Source organism: Kribbella swartbergensis (assembly GCF_054784135.1).
In genome coordinates, this window is sequence record NZ_BAAGPM010000034.1 from 325,888 (window position 1) to 347,892 (window position 22,005).

General features: G+C 69.5%; 24 protein-coding genes. 13 read left to right on the forward strand and 11 right to left on the reverse strand.

Annotation, left to right across the window (positions count from 1 at the left end):
- Positions 1 to 30 precede the first annotated feature (30 nt).
- Both ACYVOK_RS30705 and ku read left to right on the forward strand, forming a co-directional pair.
- Positions 31 to 918: a hypothetical protein gene (locus ACYVOK_RS30705; protein WP_460666067.1), complete on the forward strand. Its 888-nt coding sequence runs from the start codon at positions 31 to 33 to the stop codon at positions 916 to 918.
- Between the two features lie 39 nt (positions 919 to 957).
- Positions 958 to 1,932 carry a non-homologous end joining protein Ku gene (ku, locus tag ACYVOK_RS30710; protein ID WP_460666068.1) on the forward strand — a complete coding sequence of 325 codons (975 nt, stop codon included), beginning with the start codon at positions 958 to 960 and terminating at the stop codon, positions 1,930 to 1,932.
- Between the two features lie 4 nt (positions 1,933 to 1,936).
- Here the strand turns inward: ku and ACYVOK_RS30715 are convergent, their stop codons facing one another.
- The gene (locus ACYVOK_RS30715; RefSeq protein ID WP_460666069.1) at positions 1,937 to 2,818 is read right to left on the reverse strand and encodes a LysR family transcriptional regulator; all 882 of its coding nucleotides are present in this window, start codon (positions 2,816 to 2,818) and stop codon (positions 1,937 to 1,939) included.
- A gap of 72 nt (positions 2,819 to 2,890) precedes the next feature.
- On the opposite strand from ACYVOK_RS30715, the gene ACYVOK_RS30720 reads away from it, so the two are divergent.
- On the forward strand, positions 2,891 to 3,553 hold the full coding sequence (locus ACYVOK_RS30720; protein ID WP_460666070.1) for a type 1 glutamine amidotransferase domain-containing protein: 663 nt from the start codon (positions 2,891 to 2,893) through the stop codon (positions 3,551 to 3,553).
- A 6-nt stretch (positions 3,554 to 3,559) separates the two neighbouring features.
- Here the strand turns inward: ACYVOK_RS30720 and ACYVOK_RS30725 are convergent, their stop codons facing one another.
- The 3 genes from ACYVOK_RS30725 to ACYVOK_RS30735 form a co-directional block, all read right to left on the reverse strand.
- Positions 3,560 to 4,180 (reverse strand): hypothetical protein, encoded by a 621-nt coding sequence (locus ACYVOK_RS30725; RefSeq protein ID WP_460666071.1) that lies wholly within the window; start codon positions 4,178 to 4,180, stop codon positions 3,560 to 3,562.
- A gap of 118 nt (positions 4,181 to 4,298) precedes the next feature.
- Positions 4,299 to 4,961, reverse strand: coding sequence for a DUF6766 family protein (locus tag ACYVOK_RS30730; protein ID WP_460666072.1), 663 nt, complete (start codon positions 4,959 to 4,961; stop codon positions 4,299 to 4,301).
- 34 nt (positions 4,962 to 4,995) lie between these two features.
- On the reverse strand, positions 4,996 to 6,303 hold the full coding sequence (locus ACYVOK_RS30735; protein ID WP_460666073.1) for an MFS transporter: 1,308 nt from the start codon (positions 6,301 to 6,303) through the stop codon (positions 4,996 to 4,998).
- Between the two features lie 95 nt (positions 6,304 to 6,398).
- Here ACYVOK_RS30735 and ACYVOK_RS30740 point away from each other — a divergent pair, with 95 nt between their 5' ends.
- Together ACYVOK_RS30740 and ACYVOK_RS30745 are read left to right on the forward strand one after the other, a co-directional pair.
- Positions 6,399 to 6,872, forward strand: coding sequence for a MarR family winged helix-turn-helix transcriptional regulator (locus ACYVOK_RS30740; protein WP_460666074.1), 474 nt, complete (start codon positions 6,399 to 6,401; stop codon positions 6,870 to 6,872).
- An 18-nt stretch (positions 6,873 to 6,890) separates the two neighbouring features.
- A complete protein-coding gene (locus ACYVOK_RS30745) occupies positions 6,891 to 8,993 on the forward strand; it encodes a thiamine pyrophosphate-dependent enzyme (protein ID WP_460666075.1) in 2,103 nt (700 codons plus the stop codon).
- On the opposite strand, the gene ACYVOK_RS30750 is transcribed toward ACYVOK_RS30745, so the two are convergent.
- The gene (locus tag ACYVOK_RS30750) at positions 8,986 to 9,462 is read right to left on the reverse strand and encodes a DnaJ family domain-containing protein (RefSeq protein ID WP_460666076.1); all 477 of its coding nucleotides are present in this window, start codon (positions 9,460 to 9,462) and stop codon (positions 8,986 to 8,988) included. The genes ACYVOK_RS30745 and ACYVOK_RS30750 overlap by 8 nt on opposite strands.
- Before the next feature lie 124 nt (positions 9,463 to 9,586).
- Here ACYVOK_RS30750 and ACYVOK_RS30755 point away from each other — a divergent pair, with 124 nt between their 5' ends.
- Positions 9,587 to 11,131: an aldehyde dehydrogenase family protein gene (locus ACYVOK_RS30755; protein WP_460666077.1), complete on the forward strand. Its 1,545-nt coding sequence runs from the start codon at positions 9,587 to 9,589 to the stop codon at positions 11,129 to 11,131.
- A complete protein-coding gene (locus ACYVOK_RS30760; RefSeq protein WP_460666078.1) occupies positions 11,131 to 12,285 on the forward strand; it encodes an NAD(P)/FAD-dependent oxidoreductase in 1,155 nt (384 codons plus the stop codon). The genes ACYVOK_RS30755 and ACYVOK_RS30760 overlap by 1 nt, the downstream gene beginning before the upstream one ends.
- Before the next feature lie 69 nt (positions 12,286 to 12,354).
- Here the strand turns inward: ACYVOK_RS30760 and ACYVOK_RS30765 are convergent, their stop codons facing one another.
- Entirely contained in the window at positions 12,355 to 13,020 is a 666-nt protein-coding gene (locus tag ACYVOK_RS30765) for a hypothetical protein (RefSeq protein WP_460666079.1), read from the reverse strand.
- 316 nt (positions 13,021 to 13,336) lie between these two features.
- On the opposite strand from ACYVOK_RS30765, the gene ACYVOK_RS30770 reads away from it, so the two are divergent.
- A complete protein-coding gene (locus ACYVOK_RS30770) occupies positions 13,337 to 14,047 on the forward strand; it encodes a YqeB family protein (RefSeq protein WP_460666080.1) in 711 nt (236 codons plus the stop codon).
- Positions 14,048 to 14,051: 4 nt separating this feature from the next.
- Here ACYVOK_RS30770 and ACYVOK_RS30775 read toward each other — a convergent pair whose 3' ends face one another.
- From ACYVOK_RS30775 to ACYVOK_RS30785, 3 genes are read right to left on the reverse strand one after another with little or no spacing between them, the layout of a single operon-like run.
- Entirely contained in the window at positions 14,052 to 14,438 is a 387-nt protein-coding gene (locus tag ACYVOK_RS30775; protein WP_460666081.1) for a pilus assembly protein CpaE, read from the reverse strand.
- Between the two features lie 55 nt (positions 14,439 to 14,493).
- Positions 14,494 to 14,865, reverse strand: coding sequence for a hypothetical protein (locus tag ACYVOK_RS30780; protein ID WP_460666082.1), 372 nt, complete (start codon positions 14,863 to 14,865; stop codon positions 14,494 to 14,496).
- Between the two features lie 25 nt (positions 14,866 to 14,890).
- Entirely contained in the window at positions 14,891 to 15,580 is a 690-nt protein-coding gene (locus ACYVOK_RS30785; protein WP_460666083.1) for a M15 family metallopeptidase, read from the reverse strand.
- Between the two features lie 158 nt (positions 15,581 to 15,738).
- Here ACYVOK_RS30785 and ACYVOK_RS30790 point away from each other — a divergent pair, with 158 nt between their 5' ends.
- Positions 15,739 to 17,118 (forward strand): sensor histidine kinase, encoded by a 1,380-nt coding sequence (locus tag ACYVOK_RS30790; RefSeq protein WP_460666084.1) that lies wholly within the window; start codon positions 15,739 to 15,741, stop codon positions 17,116 to 17,118.
- Positions 17,097 to 17,855 carry a response regulator gene (locus ACYVOK_RS30795; protein ID WP_460666085.1) on the forward strand — a complete coding sequence of 253 codons (759 nt, stop codon included), beginning with the start codon at positions 17,097 to 17,099 and terminating at the stop codon, positions 17,853 to 17,855. Before ACYVOK_RS30790 ends, ACYVOK_RS30795 begins: the two co-directional genes overlap by 22 nt.
- Positions 17,856 to 18,087: 232 nt before the next feature.
- On the opposite strand, the gene ACYVOK_RS30800 is transcribed toward ACYVOK_RS30795, so the two are convergent.
- Positions 18,088 to 18,441 (reverse strand): MmcQ/YjbR family DNA-binding protein, encoded by a 354-nt coding sequence (locus ACYVOK_RS30800; protein ID WP_460666086.1) that lies wholly within the window; start codon positions 18,439 to 18,441, stop codon positions 18,088 to 18,090.
- A 65-nt stretch (positions 18,442 to 18,506) separates the two neighbouring features.
- Here ACYVOK_RS30800 and ACYVOK_RS30805 point away from each other — a divergent pair, with 65 nt between their 5' ends.
- The 3 genes from ACYVOK_RS30805 to ACYVOK_RS30815 are packed head-to-tail and all read left to right on the forward strand — an operon-like array spanning position 18,507 to position 21,547.
- On the forward strand, positions 18,507 to 19,583 hold the full coding sequence (locus ACYVOK_RS30805) for an alpha/beta hydrolase (RefSeq protein ID WP_460666087.1): 1,077 nt from the start codon (positions 18,507 to 18,509) through the stop codon (positions 19,581 to 19,583).
- Entirely contained in the window at positions 19,543 to 20,289 is a 747-nt protein-coding gene (locus ACYVOK_RS30810; protein ID WP_460666088.1) for an esterase family protein, read from the forward strand. Before ACYVOK_RS30805 ends, ACYVOK_RS30810 begins: the two co-directional genes overlap by 41 nt.
- Positions 20,290 to 20,311: 22 nt before the next feature.
- Positions 20,312 to 21,547 carry an ATP-grasp domain-containing protein gene (locus ACYVOK_RS30815; RefSeq protein ID WP_460666089.1) on the forward strand — a complete coding sequence of 412 codons (1,236 nt, stop codon included), beginning with the start codon at positions 20,312 to 20,314 and terminating at the stop codon, positions 21,545 to 21,547.
- Here the strand turns inward: ACYVOK_RS30815 and ACYVOK_RS30820 are convergent, their stop codons facing one another.
- Positions 21,548 to 21,961, reverse strand: a complete 414-nt coding sequence (locus ACYVOK_RS30820; RefSeq protein WP_460666090.1) for an ArsR/SmtB family transcription factor — start codon at positions 21,959 to 21,961, stop codon at positions 21,548 to 21,550. It abuts the gene before it with no gap.
- Positions 21,962 to 22,005 lie beyond the last annotated feature (44 nt).

Below are 22,005 nucleotides of genomic sequence, written 5' to 3' on the forward strand. Positions count from 1 at the left end.
CCCCGCGCGCCGGGGTGGTTCTGTGCCGGGGTGAGTTCCGGTACCGTCGGCGGCGTGGACTTCGAGGAGGCGGCCGACCAGCTGTACGCCGTACCGGCGGCCGACTTCATTGCTACCCGCAACGAGCTCGCGAAACAGCTGAAGGCGGACGGGGACCAGCTCGGATCGACGCGGTTGAAGGCGATGCGCAAGCCGACCGTCGCCGCCTGGGTGGCGAACCTCGTCGCCCGGGAGCTGTCCGACGACCTGGACGACCTGCTGGCGCTCGGCGACGAGTTCCGCGAGGCGACCGCCGACCTGGACGGCGAGCGGCTGCGTGAGCTGACTCCGAAGCGGCACAAACTGCTCGACAAGCTGGCCAAGGACGCCGCCAAGCTCTCCGAGGAGCAGGGCCAGAAGGTCAGCGCGGACGTCGCCCAGAAGCTGCGCGAGACGCTCGACGCCGCGTTGGTGGACCCGGCCGCGGGCGACGCCGTCCGCGAAGGACGGCTGAGCAGCGCCCTGCGACACGTCGGCTTCGGCGTCGTCGACGAGAGCGGCGAACCCACCAACGTCACGCCGCTCACCGACGAACGCCGGCAGCGCGCCCGCGAACGGCGCAAAGCCGAAACCACGGCGGAGGACGAGTCGGCAGCCGCCCGCCGCAAGCGGGAGCAGGCCGAACGCGAGCAGGAGGAACGCGCGGCCGCCGAGAAGGCGAAGGCCAAGCAGGCGCTGGAGGACGCGGTCGCGGCCGCCCAGGACGCCGAGGCGAAGGTCGAGGACCTGGACAACCAGCTCGACGAGGCCCGCGAGGCGCTCGCCGAGGCCCAGGAGCTGGTACGACGACTCGGCGCGGAGCTGGACGAGGCGCGCCGGGCCGCCCGGGACGCACAGAAGGAGAGCCGGGAGGCGCGGAAGCGGTACAACCGCCTCTGAGCTGGGTACCGGTGCCGGCACGTCGGAGAGGAGCCGGGGATGGCGCGGTCGATCTGGAGCGGGTACATCAACTTCGGGCTGGTCTCGGTTCCGGTCGGCATGTACACCGCCACCGAGGAACACGAGGTGGACTTCCACCAGTTCCAGAAGGGCACGTCGGACCGGATCCGCTACAAGCGGGTGAACGAGCGCACCGGCCGCGAGGTCGACTACGACAAGATCGTCAAGGGCCACGACGTCGGCAACGGCGAGTACGTCATCGTCGAGCCCGACGAGCTGGACAACATCGCACCGGGCAAGTCCCGGTCGCTGGAGATCAACACTTTCGTCGACCTGGACGAGATCGACCCGATCTACTTCCAGAAGAGCTACTACCTCGGCCCGTCGGACAAGGAGAACAACTCGTCGTACGCGCTGCTGCGGGACGCGCTGAAGAAGACGAACCGGGCCGGGATCGCCAAGTTCGTGATGCGCGGCAAGGAGTACCTGGCCACGATCCGGGCCCAGGACAAGGTTCTGGTGCTGGAGACGATGTACTTCGCCGACGAGATCCGCGACCCGGCCAAGGAGTTGGACAACCTGCCCTCCAAGTCGAGCGCCGGCAAGCAGTTGTCGATGGCGGCCGACCTGATCGAGGCGATGAGCGGTGAGTGGAAGCCGAGCGCCTACAAGGACACCTACACCGAACGCGTGAAGAAACTGGTCGAGGACAAGCGCAAGGGCAAGGAGGTCGTCTTCACCGAGGAGGAGCCGGAGGCAACCACCCCGACCGACCTGGTGTCCGCCCTCCGCGCCAGCGTCGAGGCCGCCCGCAGCCGCCGCGCCTCCGGCGGCACCGCGAAGAAGACCACGGCCAAGAAGACAGGCGCCAAGAAGACCGCGAAGAAGACAGGCTCGGGGAGGACGAGCGCCGGGAAGACCGCCGCCAAGAAAACCGCGAAGAAGTCCGCGACCAAGAAGAGCACCGCGAAGAAGTCGGCTGCCAAGAAGACCTCGGCCAAGAAGGCCGCCTGAGCCGTCAGGCCTGGGTGAGTCGGCGGATGAGTTCGTCGCGGACGACGGCTGTGGCGCTGCGGGGTCCGGTGTCGGATCGGGTCGCGAGGTAGAGGGTGTTCAGGGGTGGGAGCTCGGGGTCCGCCAGGAGGACCAGGGCGCCGGTCGAGAGGGCCTCCTGACAGAGATAGGTGGGCAGAACCGTGGCGCCGGCACCTGCCAGTACGGCGGCCAGCACGCCGCGCAGATCCGGTACGACGAGGTCCGCCGTGCGGGTCAGCCGGGTCCCGAACACACTGCGCCAGTAGCGGCGGATGATCGGAGCCTCTTCGGCGTATGCGACGAGCGGGACTCTCCGGAGCGGTTCGGGCGACGTGATCGCCGTACCGGTGGACCATCGGGGTGCCGCGACCAGCGCGAACACCTCGTCGTAGAACGGAGTCACCCGCACACCCGGCCGACGCGGTCGAACCGAGCTGACCACCAGGTCGAGGCTGCGGTTGAGCAGGCGATCGAGCAGCTCGTCCGGCAGGCCGAACGTCGTACGCACCTGCAGCCCGTCCGCCAGTCGGCCGGCGAGCGCGGGCAGGACGTGATGGCACAGGAAGTCGGACGGCCCGCCGAGGTGGACCGTCGCCGCGACCGGTACGTCGAGCTCGTCCCGCCATAGGCCTTGGAGCGCGTCGATCGGCTCGGCGATCCGGCGGGCCAACTCGTCGCCCGCGCCGGTCGGGCGGACACCGCGAGCCTGCCGCTCGAACAGAGGTCGGCCCAGCGCCGACTCGAGCGATTTGAGCTGACCGGTCACGGTCGGCTGGGACAGGCCGAGACTCTCCGCCCCTGCGGTGATCGAGCCGGCCCGGTGCACGGCCAGGAACGTCCTGAGCAGGTCGAGCGAGACAGTCATATCGGAAATCCTATGCCTCGGCCACGCTGTTCCTATTGGTTTCCGATGACGGAACCAGCGCATCATGGCGGCATGACACGCGTACTGATTGCTCTCACCAGTCACTCCGAGCTTGGCGACACCGGGCGGAGCACCGGCTTCTACGTCTCCGAGGCCGCCGAACCCTGGGCGGTGTTCACCGAGGCCGGATTCGACGTCGCCCTGGTCTCCGTCGCCGGTGGCCGCCCGCCGGTCGACGGGCTGGACGAGAACGACCCGATCCAGCAGAAGTTCCTCGCCTCCGTGGACCTCGACCACACCGCGACCGCGGCCGATCTCGACGCTTCGTCGTACGACGCGATCTTCTTCGCCGGTGGCCACGGCACGATGTGGGACTTCCCGGGCGACCAGGCGCTGGCCTCGCTCGCGGCCGGCATCTACGAACGCGGCGGTGTCGTCGCGGCCGTCTGCCACGGTCCGTCCGCGCTGGTCAACGTGAAGCTGTCCGACGGCTCCTACCTGGTCGCGGGCAAGAACGTGGCCGCCTTCACCAACGCCGAGGAGGACGCCGTCGGCCTGACCGAGGTCGTCCCGTTTCTGCTGGCCGACGCCCTGACGGCTCGTGGCGCGATCCACCACCCGGCCGGGAACTTCACGGCGCAGACGATCAGCGACGGCCGCCTGGTCACCGGCCAGAACCCGCAGTCCGCCGAGCCGACCGCACGCGCGGTCGCGGCCGTCCTCCGCAAGGGCTGAGAGCCCTCACTCTCCGGGTGTGGGGAGCAGGTAGCGGCCGGGGTTGGCGGGGGCGCCGGCGTCGAGCCAGCGGTGGAACCCCTCGGGGTTGCGGCGCTCGAACTCGTCGAGGCAGATCCGCCGTACCTCGGCCACTGCCTGCCGGTCCCGCGGACCCGCACCCTGGGCGAGGGTGGTGGCGGTCTCGGCCCACAGGCCGCAGAGTTCCTCGATGCTCAGCGGGCACTTGAGCGAGGCGATCAGCCGCTCGTCCACCTGCTGCTGGGCCTCCGTCAACCGCTCGAGCTTCCGCCGCCGACGGGACGGACGCGGCCGGCGCTCCGGCGCGACGAGGTCGATCACCACGAACAGCCCCGCGACCACCATCGCCACAGCCACCCCGACGGCACCCCAGGCCAGCAGCCGCACCAGGCCCGGAAGGCACAGCACCCCAGCGGCCGCAGCCGCCGCGACGAGCACGGCCGACTGGTACGGCGCATCGTCCGCGACGTGCCGGATCACCGCCGCCAGCGGCCAGACCAACGCGAACACCACGGCGAGCAGGACCGACGCGGCCAGCGGTCCCAGCAGCAGAATCCCCGCGAGCACCCCGGTCGTACCGACACCGAGGGCACTGGCGACCGCCATCCGACGTACCAACGGCGAATTACGCATCACCCTCGACACACCTCACCCGTACCCGCCCCACACCTACCCCCTGAACGAACGGCCCCCTACCACCGTTCCCACCCGGGGGCGCGACCAATCAGGCGCCGGTCTCCGAGTGCGGGGCGTGCACGGGCTTCGACTGCGCCGACCGGCGCTGGCGGAGGTAGATGGACCCGCCGACGATCGCGGCGACCGCGAGGAACTCGCTCTGCCAGTTCTGGAACGACTCGTACCAGAACTGCGACGTCCGCACGTACTGCCAGGTGGTCGCGGCTTCGGCACCGTGCAGTTCCTGCTCCTCGCTGTACGCGCGGGCGCCGGTGACGGCATGCAGCCAGATCGACAACAGGAAGACCAGACCGAAGGCGATTGCCAGCGAGTTCTCGTACAGGCGCAGGAGCAGCGGGGAGCCGTGGCGCACCGGCCAGGGCGCATCACGGTCGTTGCGGTGCTCGCGTGGATCCTCGTCCTGCGGAACCGGCCCGTCCAGCGGCCGGGACTCGGCCGACCCCTTCTGCAGCAGGTAGGCGGTGAGCAGGACGTACATCCCCATCTGCAGGAACTCGGACTCCCAGTTCTCGAACACGGCCTCGCCGAACGAGGCCGACACCGCGTACTGGGCCAGGCTCTGCGTCGGCTGGCCGTGGTCGGCCAACTCCGAGTTCTCGTGGGCATGTCCGGTGAGCAGCAGACCCACCATGAACAGCAGGAAGAGCGCCAGATTGACCAGTAGCAGGGCACGCCATCGAATCCATCGCATGCCTCATCCTGACCCCAGGCCGGGCCGGAATCGGTCAGGCGGCGCTGTGAGTCGCGGCCGGCTCGGCCGGCTGGTCCAGCGGGTGGGCGATCTCGTCGGACGGCATCCGGCCGAAGTACACGACCAGCACCGACACCAGCGCGGGCCCGATCCCGGCGACGAGGAACACCGCCGTCAGCCCCAGTACGGCGCCCGCCGGGCCGGCCAGCGCCATCGAGAGCGGCATCAGCAGCAGCGACACGAAGAAGTCCAGGCTGGCGATGCGACCGCGCAGGTGGTCCGGCACCCGGCGCTGCAGCAGCGTCCCCCAGATCACCATCGCCGCCGAACTCGTCACCCCGACCACGGCCGCGGCGGCCATCATCATCCACAGGTCGCGGGCGAACCCGAGCACCGCGAACGGCAGCGAACCGACACCCCACAGCAGCGTCATCACGGTCAGGTACCGCCGCGGCAGACTCCGTGACGAGATCAGCAGCGCACCGGCCGCGCCACCGATCCCGAACGCCGCCAGCACCAGACCGAAGTCACTCGGCCCACCGCCGAGTTGATCCCGGACGGCGAACGGCAGCAGCACCTCGAGCGGTCCGAGGATCAGCAGCACGAAGACCGTGCCGAACAGCAGCGACGCGAGCAGCCACCGGGTCCGCCGGACGTAGCCCCATCCCTCGCGGAGGTCACCGAAGATCGTCCGCGCCTCGGGCTTCTGCTCGACGTCGTCCACGTCACCCGGCTCGACCGGTTCGAACCCGCTGGACGGGACCCGCATGGCCAGCACGCACCCGGCCGAGAAGAAGTACGTCAGCGCGGTCACCAGGATCGCGATGCCCGGCGACATCGCCGCGATCGCCAGACCGCCCAGCGCCGGCCCGGTCGCCTGCTGGGCCAACGGCCGCAGGGTGCCTTCCAGACCGTTCGCGGCCAACAACTCGTCCGCCGGCAACAGCTTCGGCGCCAGCGCCGTGTACGCCGGAATGAGGAAGGCCTCCCCGGCTCCGATCAGCAGCGCCGCACCGGTCAGATGCCAGACCTCCAGCGATCCGGTCAGTGCCAGCGCGGCAACGACCAGCAACACTAGTCCGCGGACGACGTCGGCCGAGACGATGACGCTGCGCTGCGACAACCGGTCGGCCGCGATCCCGCCGAACAGCACGCAGACGACCAGCCCGATGCTGTACGCCGTCGTGACCACGGACAACTGGACCGGCCCGCCGCCGAGCTCGATCACCTGCCAGGCCAGCGCGACCAGCCAGAGCCCGCTGCCGAGCAGCGCGACCGCCAAACCGGTCCACAGCAGCCGGTAGTCCCGATGCCGCAGCGGCCGAACCGCCTTCCAGCTCACGAGTGCCCTCCCCTGGGTTGTTTCGGCGAGCATACACGGACGAACAGTTCACGTGTCAACTGTTGTGATGCGCATCGACGCCGTACACTTTCTTCATGCCGACGACGATGAGTGCCGAGCAGCTGGGTGCCTGGCGGGCGATGTACCGCGCGGACACCCTGCTGTTCACGCATCTCGACAACACGCTGCGCTCCCGGCTGAAGATGGGGTACTTCGAGCACGAGGTGCTCCGGATCCTCGACCAGGCCGGCGGGCGGCTGCGGATGGCGCCGCTGGCCGAGCAGCTGATGATCTCGCGCAGCGGCTGCACCCGGCTGGTCGGCAAGCTCGAGGACAAGGACGGCTGGGTCGTCCGCCGGAACACCCCGGAGGACCGCCGGGCCACCTGGGCCGAGCTCACCCCCGCCGGGCGGGAGGCGCTCGCGGCTGCTCAACCTGTGGTCGAGGCTGTGGTGTCGACGTTCTTCGCCGATCATGTATCAGATGAGGACCTTCGCCGCGCGAGCAGAATCCTGGACGTGCTGGCCGACGCGAACCCGAACGACGACGGGTTCGACTGCGGCCTCTGAGACCGCGGGCGGCCGGCCGTGACCAGCGTCGACGAGCGGTTCGCCGAGCGCGTCCGGGCGCTCGAGCCGACGCCGGGCGACGTACCGGCCGACCTGCTGCGCAGCCTGTACGACGCCCAGCTCGGCAGCCGGCACGCCGACCTCGCGGCCCGCTGGATGCAGTCGCAGGGCCACGGCTTCTACACCATCGGGTCGGCCGGTCACGAGGGGAACGCCGCCGTCGCAGCGGCCCTGCAACCCACCGACCCGGCCCTGCTGCACTACCGGTCCGGCGCCTTCTACCTGGCTCGCGCCGAGCAGTGCGGCTCGAAGGAGGGCCTGCGCGACATCCTGCTCGGGGTGGCGGCGGCCACCGCCGAGCCGATCGCGGGCGGCCGGCACAAGGTCTTCGGCCGGCACGACCTGGCGATCATCCCGCAGACCTCGACGATCGCGTCCCACCTGCCGCGCGCGATGGGTGTCGCGTTCTCGATCTCCCGGTCGGCGAAGCTCGGCGTACCGTCGCCGTGGCCGCACGACGCGATCGTGGTGACCAGCTTCGGCGACGCCTCGGCCAACCACTCGACCGCGACCGGCGCGATCAACGCGGCGCTGCACGCGTCGTACCAGGGTTTGCCGATGCCGTTGCTGCTGGTCTGCGAGGACAACGGACTCGGGATCAGCGTGCGGACGCCGGACGGCTGGATCCGGCAGGCGTACGGTCAGCGTCCCGGCCTGCGGTACTTCGACGCCGACGGCACCGATCTGGCCGCCGCGCTGTCGATCGCGACCGAGGCGGCGACCTTCGTCCGGCGCAACCGGCGGCCCGCGTTCCTCCGGCTGCGGACGGTCCGGCTGCTCGGCCACGCCGGCTCGGACGTGGAAGCGGCGTACCGTTCCCCCGCCGAGCTGGCCGCCGACGAGGAGCTCGACCCGTTGCTCGGTACGGCGCGACTGCTGCTCGGAGCCGGCTACTCGGCCGACGACGTGATCGAGCTGTACGAGGACAAGCGGTCCGAGGTGATGCGGATCGCCGCCGAGGTCGCGGGCCTGCCCCAGCTGTCCTCCGCGGAAGCCGTCGCCGCGCCGCTGCGGTTCCCCGATCCGGCGAAGGTGTCGGAGTCGTTGCCCCGGCGCAGTCCGACGCCGGACCGGCTGACCTTGAGCCAGTCGATCAACCGCGCATTGGCCGACGTCCTCGCGTCGTACCCGGAGGCCATGGTGTTCGGAGAGGACGTGGGCCGCAAGGGCGGCGTGTACGGCGTGACCCGCGGACTGCAGAAGGCGTTCGGGCCGGCCCGCGTGTTCGACACGCTGCTGGACGAGCAGTCGATCCTCGGACTGGCCTTGGGTGCTGGCGTGTCCGGGCTGCTGCCGATCCCGGAGATCCAGTACCTGGCGTACCTGCACAACGCCGAGGACCAGCTACGCGGCGAGGCGGCGTCGCTGAAGTTCTTCTCCCAGGAGCAGTACTCGAACCCGATGGTGCTGCGGATCCCCGGGTACGGCTACCAGAAGGGCTTCGGCGGCCACTTCCACAACGACGACGCGATCGGCGTACTGCGCGACATCCCCGGCATCGTGATCGCGTCACCATCGCGGCCCGACGACGCGGCCGCGATGCTGCACACCTGCGCCGCGGCCGCCCGGTCGTCCGGCACGGTGAGCGTGTTCCTGGAGCCGATCGCGCTGTACCACCGGCGGGACCTGTACGACGACGGTGACGACGGGTGGCTGGCGCCGTACCCGGCCGAACCGGTCCGGATCGGGAGCGGCCGGACGTACGGCGACGGAACCGGACTGACCGTCGTCACCTTCGGCAACGGCCTGCCGATGAGCCTCCGGGTCGCCGCGAGGGTCCCCGGCATCCGGGTTCTCGACCTGCGCTGGCTCGCACCGCTTCCGCTCGACGACTTGTTGCGTGAGGCAACAGCCACCGGGCAGGTGCTGGTGGTCGACGAGACCCGTAGGTCCGGCGGTGTCTCCGAGGGTGTGCTGGCCGCGTTGATCGATTACGGGTACACCGGCCGGCTCGCGCGCGTCGCCAGTCACGACTCCTACGTCCCGCTCGGCGCGGCCGCGCACCACGTCCTGGTCAGCGAGCGGGAGATCGAGACAGCCGCCCGCGAACTGCTCAGCTGAACAGCTTCTGCCAGAAGGACTTCTTCCGGACCGGCTCAGGCTTCGGCGCCGGCCGCTCGGCCGGATCGGGACGCTCGGCGCGCCACCGGGCCAGGATCGCCTCCTCGTCCACGGTGCCGACCGGCACGACCGGTCCGGTGGTGTCGCGGATGTTGATCAGGATCCGCTTGTTCAGGTCGGCCAGGTACTCGCGGACCTCGGACTCCCGGCGCATCCCGCGGACCTTGTCATCGACCTGCTGCTTCTCCTTGCGCAGCAGGACGGCCGGCGGCAGCAGCGCCTCCGCCTCGATCTGCTCCCGGCGGATGAAGTCCTTGACCCACCAGTCCGGGTCGTGCGGATCGGCCAGCTTGGTCAGCGGTTTGCCCGCGCCCGGCAGATCGTCGAACTCACCGGCGTTCTGGGCCCGCCTGATCTGGGACTCGACCCAGTCCTGGGTACTCATGCCCGGTGGCTTGCGCTCCGTCATGCCCACACCTCTGTCTCATCGACAGTTGATCGGAACCGATTCTACCGGCTTGTGAACGCAGTCACAAGCCGCTCCGGCGGCGCTGCGCGCTTAGGGTGGTATCCGGACCAGAGAGGGGACGCGGATGGCGGTCGAGGTTCTGTCGGTGGTGGCCGGTGAGCGAGTCGCGGAAGCGGTACGGCGTACGCCGTCGACCAACCCGGCCCGGTTGAGCGACGTCGTGGGGACGGTGGGCAGCGCCGGACCCGAGGTGTTCGTCCGGGCCGCCGAGGCAGCCCGCGCGGCCCAGCGGTCCTGGGCCGCGACGCCGGCACCCCGGCGCGGTCAGGTGATCGCAGCAGTCGGCCGGCTGATGACCGCCAACAAGGAGCGTCTCGCCGCCTTGGTCACCCGCGAGATCGGCAAGCCGATCGCGGAGGCCCGCGGCGAGGTGCAGGAGATCATCGACACCTGCGACTTCTTCCTCGGCGAGGGCCGCCGGCTCTACGGCCAAACGGTCCCGTCCGAGATGCCGGACAAGCAGTTGTTCACCTTCCGCCGCCCGGTCGGCACGGTGGCCGTGATCACCGCGGGCAACTTCCCGGTCGCCGTACCGTCCTGGTACATCGTCCCGGCGCTGCTGTGCGGCAACACGGTCGTCTGGAAGCCGGCGGAGTACTCGGCCGTCGTGTCCGACGCGTTCTACGAGATCTTCGCGCACTCCGGCGTACCGGCCGGGGTCTTCAATGTCGTGTACGCCGACGGGCCGGACACCTTCACCGGACTCGAACAGGCGCTGCAGGCCGGTCTGGTCGACAAGGTCGGGTTCACCGGATCGAGTGACGTCGGCGCGCGGATCGGCGAGTTGTGCGGCCGTCACCTGCAGACGCCGTGCCTCGAACTCGGCGGCAAGAACCCGATGGTCATCACCGAGGACGCCGACCTCGACCTGGCCGTCGAAGGCGCCCTGTTCTCCGGCTTCGGTACGGCCGGCCAGCGCTGCACGTCCCTCGGTACGGCGATCGTGCACAGGTCGGTCCACGACGAGTTCCTGGACCGGTTCGGGCGGGCGGTCGCGGCCGCTCCGATGGGAGATCCCACCCAGGACGTGCTGTTCGGGCCGCTGCTGGACGAGAAGTTCGCCGCCGGGTTCGAGAAGACGCTGGGCTGGATCGCCGCCCACCACCGGGTCATCGGCGCCACCGGCCGGGTCACCGCCGGCAACCCGCGGGCCGGGTTCGTCGGCGATCCGGCGGCCGGGCTGTTCTACCACCCGGTGATCGTCGCCGGGGTCCGTCCGGACGACGAACTGTTCCGCAACGAGACGTTCGGGCCGATCGTCGGCGTCACGTCGTACCACGACCTCGACGAGGCGATTGCTCTCGGCAACAAGCCGGGGTACGGGCTGTCGAGCTCGATCTACACCACCGACCCGAACAAGGCGTTCCGGTTCGCGCAGGGCATCTCGGCCGGCATGGTGAGCGTGAACAACTCGACCTCCGGCGCCGAGGCGCACCTGCCGTTCGGCGGGAACGGCAAGTCCGGCAACGGTTCGCGGCAGAGCGGCGTCTGGGTGCTGGACCAGTTCACCCGCTGGCAGTCGATGAACTGGGATTACTCGGGCCGGTTGCAGAAGGCGCAGATGGACGTCGAGACGGTCGAGGCCGACCTCTCGTTCCAGCTGCCCTGATGGCGGCGCTGCCGGGCGCCGCCGACGTGGTGATCGTCGGCGGCGGCGTGATGGGCACGAGCATCGCGTTCCACCTGGCCGAGGCCGGAGTGGAGCGCGTGCTGCTGCTGGAGCGTGCCGAGCTCGGGTCCGGGTCCACCTCGAAGGCGGCCGGGGGCGTCCGGGCGAACTTCTCCGACGAGCTGAACATCGCGCTCGGCGCCCGCAGCCTGGAGGCGTTCGCCCGCTTCGGCGAACGCCCCGGTCAGGAGATCGACCTGCACCGCGTCGGCTACCTGTTCCTGCTCGAGACCGCGGACCAGGTCGAATTGTTCCGCGAGAGCACCCGCCTGCAGAACGCGGCCGGTCAACCCACCCGGATGATCGACGTCGAGGAGGCCGTCACCCTCGCGCCGATCATCTCGCCCGACGGCCTCGCGGCCGCCTGCTTCTCCCCGGCGGACGGTCACTGTACGCCGGAGTCCGTCGTCCTCGGGTATGCGATCGCGGCCCGCCGGCTCGGAGCGACGCTGGTCACCGGCTGCGAGGTCGTCGGTATCGATGCCGAGAGCAACCACATTCGCGCGGTCCGGACCAGTCGTGGCGACGTCCGGACCGGCACGGTGATCTGTGCGGCCGGCGCCTGGTCCGCTCGCCTGGGGGCGATGGCGGGCGTCGACCTCCCGGTCACCCCGCTGCGCCGGCAGATCGTGGTCACCGAGGCGGTCGCCGGTCTCCCGTCCACGCTGCCGATGACGATCGATTTCACCAGCACCTTCTACTTCCATCGCGAGGGCCCGGGCCTGCTCGTCGGAATGTCCGACCCCGAGGAGCAGCCCGGCTTCCACCTGAACCGCACCGACAGTTGGTTGCCGCGTCTGACGGAGGCGATGGAACGCCGGGCACCCGCGTTGCTCGACGTCGGACTGACCGGCGGCTGGGCCGGCCTCTACGAGATCACCCCGGACCACAACGCCTTGATCGGCGAGGCCGACGAAGTGTCCAGATTCCTGTACGCCACAGGGTTTTCCGGCCACGGCTTCCTGCAGGGACCGGCCGTCGGAGAAATCATCCGCGACCTCTACCTCGACCGCGAACCCTTCGTCGACATCAGCCCCCTGCACGCCCGCCGCTTCACCACCGACACCCCACGCGCCGAACGGAACGTGGTCTGAGCTCAGTCGCCGCTCAGTTGGTCGACCGTCTGGCAACCACCTGGTTCTGGAACCGGCGGCGACTTCGGGTCAGGGTTCTTCGTTGCGGGGGTCGTCGGCCGGGTTCTGCGGCCAGTTGGCCGGGTCGCACCATTCGGGGTCCCAGCCCTGCTGGATGCAGTACTGCCGGAGGAGTTCCTCGCGGGTCGGCGGCGTACTCGTACTCGGCCGCGGCGGACGGACGGTCTTCTTCGTCGTCGAGGTCCTGGTGGGAGTGGGCTCCGGCCGGTCCTCCCGCTCGGTGGTCCGCGTTCTCGTCGGCTTCGGCGTCGGCTTTCTGGTCGGAGTGACGGTCGTCTTCTGCACCGGCGGCGGTGGCGGCGTCGACGGCGCGACCTTCGACGGTACGGCGGTCGGCGTCGCAGTCGCGGTCGGCGTCGGCCTCGGCGTACTGTCGTCGGCCACGTGGACCGCCTGCGAGCCGGAGTCGCCGCCGAACAGTCCGACCGCGGACAGTGCCCAGAAGCTGACCCCGAGCAGGAGCACCAGGCCGCCGGCACCGGCGTACACGGACTTGCGGGTCGGGCCGCCGTACCGGCCGACCGGACCACGGACGGGATTGCCCTTGCCGTCGACCCAGAACCGCCAGCCCTCCGGCGGCGGCGGCCAGGACGGATGGGGACGCCACGACTTCGGCGGGACCCAGTGACGGCGGGGCGGCGACGGCCAGGTCGGCGGGACCACGAACCGCTTCAACGATCTCCTCCATCTCCGCCGCACAAACCCGGCTCAGGCTAGTGGATGTGGTCGGACCCGAACACCCCCGGCAGGTCAGGTCTTCGTTCAGTTCCACATGCCCGCACCCAGGCCAACGACACAGGCCCCGCGCAAGCTACTTGCGACTTTCACCCGGCGGCGTGTCGCGCTGGCTTTTTCGATCAACCCATGCCTGCGCCGACCTCTCTCGCGTCGGTCCGCAAGCGCATACTTTCGGCCATTCGATCGAGACTTCGGTTCCCGGGCCGTCCGGTTACGTTCGGGTCGTGGGATCGAGAAGTGGAGCCGGCGGCCGATGACGACACAGGCCGCGGGGCGGACGGTGATCGGGCACTCGACCGTGGACAAGGTCGTCCTGTTCGGCGGGTTCCCGTTGGCCGGGATCGTGCTCGGCTTCTTCCTGCCGCGGATCGCGGACTGGGCGGTGACGAAGGAGTGGGCGCCGTTCCAGGGTCCGTTGAAGCTCGTCGGCGGCTGGGACAGCTGGTGGGTGGGCGCGATCTGCATCGTGATCGGCCTGCTCGCCGGCGTGCTGCTGGCGACGATGGCGCTCGAGGACACGCTCAAAGTGACGATCACCGGGCAGTCGGTGGAGTTCCTGAAGAACCAGAAGACGGTGACCGTGCCGCGGGAGAAGGTGGCGGTCGCGTTCCTGGACGGCAAGGAGATCGTGCTGCAGGACGCGATGTCGCGCGAGCTGGCCCGGGAGAAGCACGACCAGCTGAAGTCCGAGGCCCAGCAGATCCCGGCGGCGTTCCGGGCGCACGGATATCCGTGGTCGGACGGCGGTGACCCGCACGCCGACCGGTTCCGGCGGTGGGTGGAGGACGAACCCGAGCTGCCGCCGACGGTCAACGCCGTACTGAAGGCCCGGTCGAAGGCGTTCGACCAGGGTGACAAGGGGAAGGCCGACCTGCGGGAGCTCCGCGACGAGGTGGCGAAACTCGGCTACACGGTCAAGGACCGCGACAAGGTGCAGTACTGGAGGCCGACCACTCCCAGGTGAGCGGTCAGGCGCCGAGGAGGTGGATGACGGCGTTGGCGTAGGCCTGTTCGGCGTCGGCGGCGGTGTGGCTGCTGTCGGTGAGCTCGACCCGGTAGCCGCCGGGGACGGCCTCGAGGGTGCGGAAGTGGTCGCCGAGGAGGGCGCGGAGCTGCTCCTCACGCGGGAGCCAGATCACCTCACGCTGCTCGATGCTGTCCAGGGCCCACTCGGTGGTGCCGTTGAAGCCGATCACCTTGCTGCCCTGGTAGTCGTGCACCTCGACGGTCATGTCGCTCACCACGAACACGTCGTCGTCCATGTCCCGGTCCGGTACGACGAAACGATCGCCCGCCGCGGGTGCCCACAGCACCCCGGCCTTCCGCAGTCGCCCGGCCTGCTCGATCGTGATCACCCCTCCATCCTCTCCAGGCCACCCAAACCTCGCAGGTCCCCGGCGAGCCGCGGGGTCAGCGATTCAGGGCAGCACGCAGTTCGGCGGCACGCAGGGCGATCCGGTCGCGGCACTCCGTGGTCAAGGGCAGATCGAGGAGAGCGGCCGCCTGCAGCCTGCTCAGCCCGAGCCGTTCCTCCAGCCCTCGTACGGCGGTCTCCCGGTCGGCGGAGCTCTTCAGCACCTCGGCCACCTCGTCGCGGCGTTCGAACGCGGCCAGCACGCCGTCGTAAATCTCCAGCTGCGTGTACGCCGATCGATCCGGCTGGGGCACGACCGTCGGCTCCGCCTTGTCGCTCCCGCGGATCACCTGCCGCCACAGCGTCGGGACGGTGAGCCGGGCGCGGTTGTAGCGCGGGGGAAACGGCTGGGCATAGGTCATCGTCATGATCTGCTCCTCGTTGGTGGTGGGATCAGTCGGGCACGGGTCGCGAGTACGGTTCGCGCGGCGGGCACTTCGTACCGGGCCTGGTCAGCGCCTCGAAGTGCCAGGGTTCGTTGTCGTACCGGCGGCAGATGCCGTACCGCCAGCCGTTCTTGTCCAGCCACCGCATAGCCGCCGCCGGACCGATGTCCACGGCCTTGCCCTGCACGTGGGCGGAGTACTGCGGGGGCAGCACCCACCGGGTCGCCGCCTCGTACGAGCCGTACTTCTGGATCGCCTCGTTGAACAGCCGCTGCTGCTTGGCCGCACTCCGCCGGCCCGAGGTGATCTGCAGCGTGACACCGTCCCGCTTCGCCGCGGCCATCGCCTTGGTCAGCCGCGACTTCAGCGTCGGCGACAGCCCGTCGATGCTCTCCTCGTCGTACGACCCCTCTGACGACTTGGTCGGCTTCTTCGTCGGCTTCTTGGTCGGCGTCGCCGGCGTGCGGCTCGGCTTCCGCGGCGCGGCGGTCGCCGGCGGCGGCCCGGACACCGGGGGTGCGTTCACGCTCGAGACGACCGGCTCCTCGTCGGCAGCCAGACCGAACAGCTCCCCCACCTGACCGTGCCAGAGCAGGAGCGACCCGACCGCCAAGGCCAGTACCCCCACACCCGTCACGGACCGCCACCGCTTCTTCCGCACCGAGCCGGTCCCGCCCGGCGGCTTGTCGTTCCTCATGCGGTACAGCCTTTCGGATCGCGGCGGCGGGCACATCGGCCCCAGGGACCGTCATCGGGACCCGGAAGTACGTCCTGGGTATCAGGTCGGACGCCCACCCTCCTCCAAAAGTTGGAGCGGGTGCCCGTCCGGGCAGATGAAGCCTCCGCTGACAACGGGTGACTACGCTGCTGAACATGTGGAGCACCTGGCGTCGGTTGCCGCAGGCGCAGCAGGATCTGCTGCTCGCGGCGGTGATCGGGCTGGGCTGGTTCACCGCGCTGAGCCTGATCAACGACAGCGGCCTGCGCCCGCAGAACCCGATGGTCTCGGTGGTGACCGGGGTCTTCCTGGTCGCCACGGTCGCGTGCGTACGGCGGTTCCCGCGCGTCATGCTCGTGATCGTCTCGGTGCTCTACCCGTTCCTGTACGCCGCCGTCGGCACCGGTCTCGCGGCTCAGGTCGGCCTGACGTTCTTCGGCCAGCCGGAGATCAGCGACGCCGCGCTGCAGTCCGAGATCCACCTGGTCCCGCTGCTCGTGGTCGGGTACCTGGCCGCGTCCAGCGGCGTACGGCGGTTCACCTGCCTGTTCTTCACGATGGGCAGCCTGGCCGGACTGATGATCGGCCTGCCGACCGTGGTCGCGATCGTGCTGGGCAACGCGAATCGCGCGATCATGTACGGCGACCGCTACAAGAACCTGCCCAGCGACCTGCCGAGTCTCTACAACTACATCGACGTCTCGCTGTTCGTGTTCGCCGAGGCACTGATCTGCGGCATGGTGCTGCTCGGCGCGGACGCCCGCCGGCGGCGCAAGAGCGTCGCCCTGCTGGAGCAGCGCAACGCCGAACTGGTCCGGCTGCGCGCGGTCGAGGCCGAACGTGCCAAGGTCGCCGAGCGGACCAGGATCGCCAGGGACCTGCACGACGTCATCTCGCACCACGTCAGCGCGGTGGTGATCCGGGCCCAGGCCGCGGACCGGGTCGCCGACCAGAAACCCGAGGTGCTGCGCGAGGCGATCCGCTGGATCATTGCCAGCGGCAAGGAAGCGCTGACCGCGATGCGGGAGACGGTCCGGGTGCTCAACACCGCCTCGCCGGACGCCGCGGACACCTCTGCGGGCTCCGGCGGCGGGACCGCGCCGGTGCCCGATCTTGCCGACGTCGCGCGGATGGGCGAGCGGCTGAAGGCTGTCGGCATCGACGTGACGATGGACTTGCCCTCGCGGCAGCGGCAACTGACCTCGGCCACCGAACTGACCGCCGTACGGATCATCCAGGAGGCACTCACCAACGTGATGGTGCACGCGAAGGCGACCGCCGCGCAGGTCACCTGGCAGAGTGGACCGCAGGGCGAACTCCTGACCATCGACGACAACGGCAGCGGCGGGCCGCCGCCGGTGAACGTGCTGGAGACCGCCCGGCGGAGCGAGAGCGGCCGCGGGAACGGGCTGATCGGGATGCGGGAACGGGCGACGGCGGTCGGCGGCACGCTGGCCGTCGCGGCCGGCCCGCTGGGTGGATGGAGGGTGCAGGCATGGCTGCCGCCGCAGAGGTAGACGAGCAGATCCGGGTGCTGGTCGCGGACGACCAGGGTGTGATCCGGATGGGCCTGGCGATGATCCTCGACCACGAACCGGACCTGACCACCGTCGCCCAGGCCGAGAACGGCGAGGAGGCGCTCCGGCTGGTCGACCGGTACGACCCGGACGTCGTCCTGATGGACATCCGGATGCCGGTGATGGACGGGCTGGTCGCGACCGAGCGGATCACCACGGCCAACAAGGCGGCCGGCCGGTCGCGTCCCGCCGTACTGGTGCTGACGACGTTCGACGACGAGGCGTACGTGCTGAGCGCGGTCCGCGCCGGGGCGTCCGGATTCCTGCTGAAGGACACGGACCCGGACCTGCTGGTCTCGGCGGTACGCGCGGTCCACCGGGGCGACTCGCTGGTCGACCCGGCGTCGACGCGGGTGCTGCTGGAGCGGTGCATGGAGCTCGAACGCCAGGTCGGCAGCGGTTCGGCGGAGCCCGCGCCCGCTCCGGCGGACGGCCGCTGGACCGGGCTGCTGGCGCAGTTGAGCGAACGCGAACGGGAGATCCTGGTCTGGATGGCCCGCGGCCTGTCGAACCGGGACCTGGCCACCAAACTCTTCGTCAGCGAGACCACCGTCAAAACCCACGTCAGCAGTGTCCTGTCCAAACTGGGCCTCTCCAGCCGGGTCCAGGCAGTCGTGGTCGCCTACGAAGCCGGCGTGGTCCGGCCCGGCGAAGCCGAAGTCCGCTGGGAGTCCTAGGTGTAGAGGTAGATGCCGAGGGCTGCGGCGGTGAGTAGGGAGAGGACGGTCAGCAGCTGGGCTCTCAGTGACGCCTTCCGGCGCCGGGGCAGGAAGTCTCCGGTCATGGCCTCAAGCATGCTTCGCGATCCGCGCCGGCTCATCAGTCGCGAGAAGGGTTCTGCCGGGCCGTTCGTCGGGCCTGGGTAGCACCCGGGTCCTACCACCGGAGGAGACAGTTGCCCTAGGCCCCTTATTGCTCACCGTGAGTGGCGAAATACTCGGCCGCGACCTTCTTCGGCACGCACAGCTGCCACGCGTCCAGGACCAGTTCGCGCAGCTCCTCGAACTCGAGCGCATCCAGCCGGACCTGGATCCACTGGAACCGCTCGTCCGACGGCCGCGGCCGGAAGAACTTCTCCGGCTCCGCCGCCAGCGCCGCCTCCCGCTCCTCGCGCGGAAACCCGATCCCGATCGTCTGCTCGTCCGGCGCGACCGCCAGGTACACGATCTGCCCGACCCGGAACTTGATCTGGTCCCGGACCAGTACCTCGTAGCTTCTCGGCAGGTCTGCTGTGATTGCCCGGATATCCGTGAGATCGACCACGCACCCAGGATAGACAGCGATGACTGACAGGGAATGTCAGTTTTTCCGCCTGTACCGTGGTCCGGATGCCCGCAGTGGAGAGTGCCGTCGAAGGCGCTGAGGTGGTGTTCCGCCTCAGCGATCCTTCGCATGCGTTCACCGGCGTCAAACTGTGGCAGGAACTGGGTCTCGCGGCCGAGTCGCTCGAGTTCAAGCCGGTCGACTACGGCTGGGAGCTGCGGCTGCCACGACCCTCGGTGCACCGGATGGAGTACCTGTTCGACATCGCGGACGTCGGGATGCAGACCGACCCGACCAACCCACGGGTGGTCGGCGGCGCGTTCGGGGAGCACTCCTGGCTGCCGCTTCCCGGGTACGTCGAGCCCGCCTGGATCTCCGTCGAGCCGATCGCCTCGACGCTCACCCCCCACTCGGTCAGTTCCCCGGTCGGCCCGGTCGACGTCGAGGTGTGGGCGCCCGAAGGCATCGCCCCGACGTTCGAGCTGCCGCTGCTGCTCTCGCACGACGGTCCCGAGTTCGCCGCGTACGCCGGCCTGACGCACTACGCCGGCGCGATGGTGGCTGAAGGCACGCTCCCGCCCTTCCGCCTTGCGCTGATCCGGCCGACCGCCCGAAACCTCTGGTACGCCGCCAACCCGCAGTACGCCGACTCCTTGACGCAGTACGTGCTGCCCGCGATCAAGACGCAGTACCGGAGCCGGAAGCCCGTCCTGATGGGCGCGAGCCTGGGTGCGCTCGCGGCGCTGCACGCCGAGTGGAACCATCCCGGCAGCTTCGACGGGCTGTTCCTGCAGTCGGGGTCGTTCTTCACGCCGGAGACCGACCCGCAGGAGGCGAAGTTCGAGTACTACGCCGAGGTCACCGGCTTCGTGAACCAGGTGCTCACGGCAACCACGGCGCCGAGTACGCCGGTGGTCGGGATGACGGCCGGGACGCCGGAGGAGAACGTCCACAACAACCGCGTGATGGCGGCCAAGCTGGCCGAGCTCGGGCAGCGCGTCGAGTTCGGCGAAACGCCGGACATGCACAACTTCACAGCCTGGCGTGATGTGCTGGATCCTGATCTCACGGATCTACTGCGACGAGCCTGGGGTGAGGCTGATGGAGCGGGAACAGGTCGAGCTGGAGGCGCCGGGGCTTGACCGTCCCGGCACCGTGATCCGTTACGGCCACTTCGGCCGCCCGGTGCTGGTGTTCCCGAGCGAGCAGGGCCGCGCCTGGGACTACGAGAACAACGGCATGGTCGACGCCGTCGCGGACCTGATCGAGGCCGGCCGGGTGAAGCTCTACTGCGTCGATTCCTACGACCACGTGAGCTGGTCCGACCGGAGCATCCAGCTCGAGGACCGCGCCCGGCGGCACGGGTTGTACGAGTCGTGGATCGTCAACCAGGTCGTCCCGGCGATCGGCGCCGACTCTCCCGGCGTCGCCGACATCATCACCACCGGCTGCAGCCTGGGCGCCTTCCACGCACTTAACTTCGCGTTGAAGCGGGCCGATCTGTTCCCGATTGCGATCTGCCAGTCCGGCAACTACGACGCGGCCAGCTGGCACGGCTGGGGTGAGCGCGGCGAGGCGACGTACTTCAACAACCCGGCCGACTACCTGCCCAACCTCGACGGCGACCACCTGGACTGGCTGCGCAGCCGGATCTACATCGTGCTCACGGTCGGGCAAGGTGACTGGGAGACGAACCCGACCGGGTCGTTGCCGTCCGCCCGTGCGACGGCCGCAGTACTGGCGAACAAGGGCATCCCGCATGAGCTGGACCTCTGGGGGTACGACGTAGCGCACGACTGGCCCTGGTGGCGGCGGCAGATCGCCCACCACCTGCCCCGATTCGTCTGACCCATCGACCTTAGGAGACGTTGTGGCTGACCGCTCACGGCATTTGATCGGGTTGTTGCTCGGGGCCGAGGAGGACTGGCCGCAGGCGTTCGAGGCGCTGCTGCAACGCGTCGGACCGGTGACACTCGACGGCTCGGAGCACGAGTTCGGGTCCAGGCGGCTGACGATCGAGCCGTTCGACCTGACCGATCCGGTCCGGGTGGGGCTGGTGATCGACCGGCTGGCGTACTGGTACTACCACCCGCGCGAGTGGCTGAAGAAGGCCGCGCTGATGAACGGCACCTACCTGCTGAACTCGCCGTTCACGTTCCAGTCGATGGAGAAGCACTCGGCGTACTGCGCGATGCTCCGGCTCGGCCTGAAGATCCCGCGGACCGTGCTGGTGCCGTACAAGAACCCGGTCGACAACGTGCGCTGGGCGTACACGTCGGCGAAGTACAACAAGCCGTTCGACCTGGACGCGATCGCCGAGGACCTCGGCTACCCGCTCTACATGAAGCCGTTCGACGGCGGCGGCTGGCGCGGGGTGTCGCGGATCGACAACAAGGACGACCTGCACCGCGCCTACGACCAGTCCGGCGAGATGCTGATGCACCTGCAGGCGACGATCGAGTACGACAAGTTCGCCCGCGCGCTGTCGATCGGCGCCGAGACGATGGTGATGGACTTCCGGCCGGACGAGCCGATGCACAACCGGTACGCCGTCTCGCACGACTTCCTCAGCCCGTCCGCCGGCCACCAGGCGGTGGCGATCAGCCGGATCGTGAACGCGTTCTTCGGCTGGGAGTTCAACTCCTGCGAGATGCTGGTCAAGGGCGACTCGGTCCACCCGATCGACTACGCCAACGCCTGCCCGGACGTCGCCGTCACCTCACTGCACTACTACTTCCCGTGGGCGCTCAGCGCGCTGGTCAAGTGGTCGGTCTTCTCCTTGGCGACCGGCCGGCGCAGCAGCGTCGACCTGCACACCGAGCGGTACTTCGAGATCGCCGACGACGAGTCCCTCGACTACGACGCCAAAGTCGACGCCTACCTCGCCTTGGCCGACGAACACTTCGAAACGGCCAAGTACCACGAGTGGTGCGCCGAGCACCTGCCCGACTTCGACGCCCGCGTCCGCGACTGGTTCGCCGGCCCCGACTTCGACCATCTCCTCCGCAACACGGTCGCCACGACCTACCCGGCCCACGAGACCGACCAGTTCTACGCCCACTTCCGAGGCCTTATCAACCTCTGGCTCTCCGACCAGGCGGCCTGATCACTCGTCCAGGCTGTCGAGGATCGTGTGGAGGGCGGTGAGGCGGGACGGGGGGATGGCGAAGACGCCGCGGGTGGGGTTGTGGAGCCAGCCTTCGGCGGTGAGGTGCCGGAGGTGGTGGTAGATCTGCCCGCTCGTGCCGAGACCCTCGACCTGGCTGAGTGCGCTGACGGTTGCGTGACCGTGGACGATCTCGCGCAGCAGGGTGAGCCGGGTCGGGCTGCCCAGCGCCGCGAGGGTCGGCGCCGCGGTTGACCAGTCCTGCCTGGCCCGGAGTGCCCTGAGCGCCCGGGCCGCCTGGGCGTGCCCGCCGCCGGGCCGCCTACGCCTCGCTTCCCGCTGAGCGGCCGTGGATTCCAGCGCGGCGATCCGCCGCTCCAGCTCTGCGAGCCGGTTATCCACAGGATCTTCCACACTGTGGATAGTACGTAGTTACGTAGCTGTTGAAAAGCTTGGCA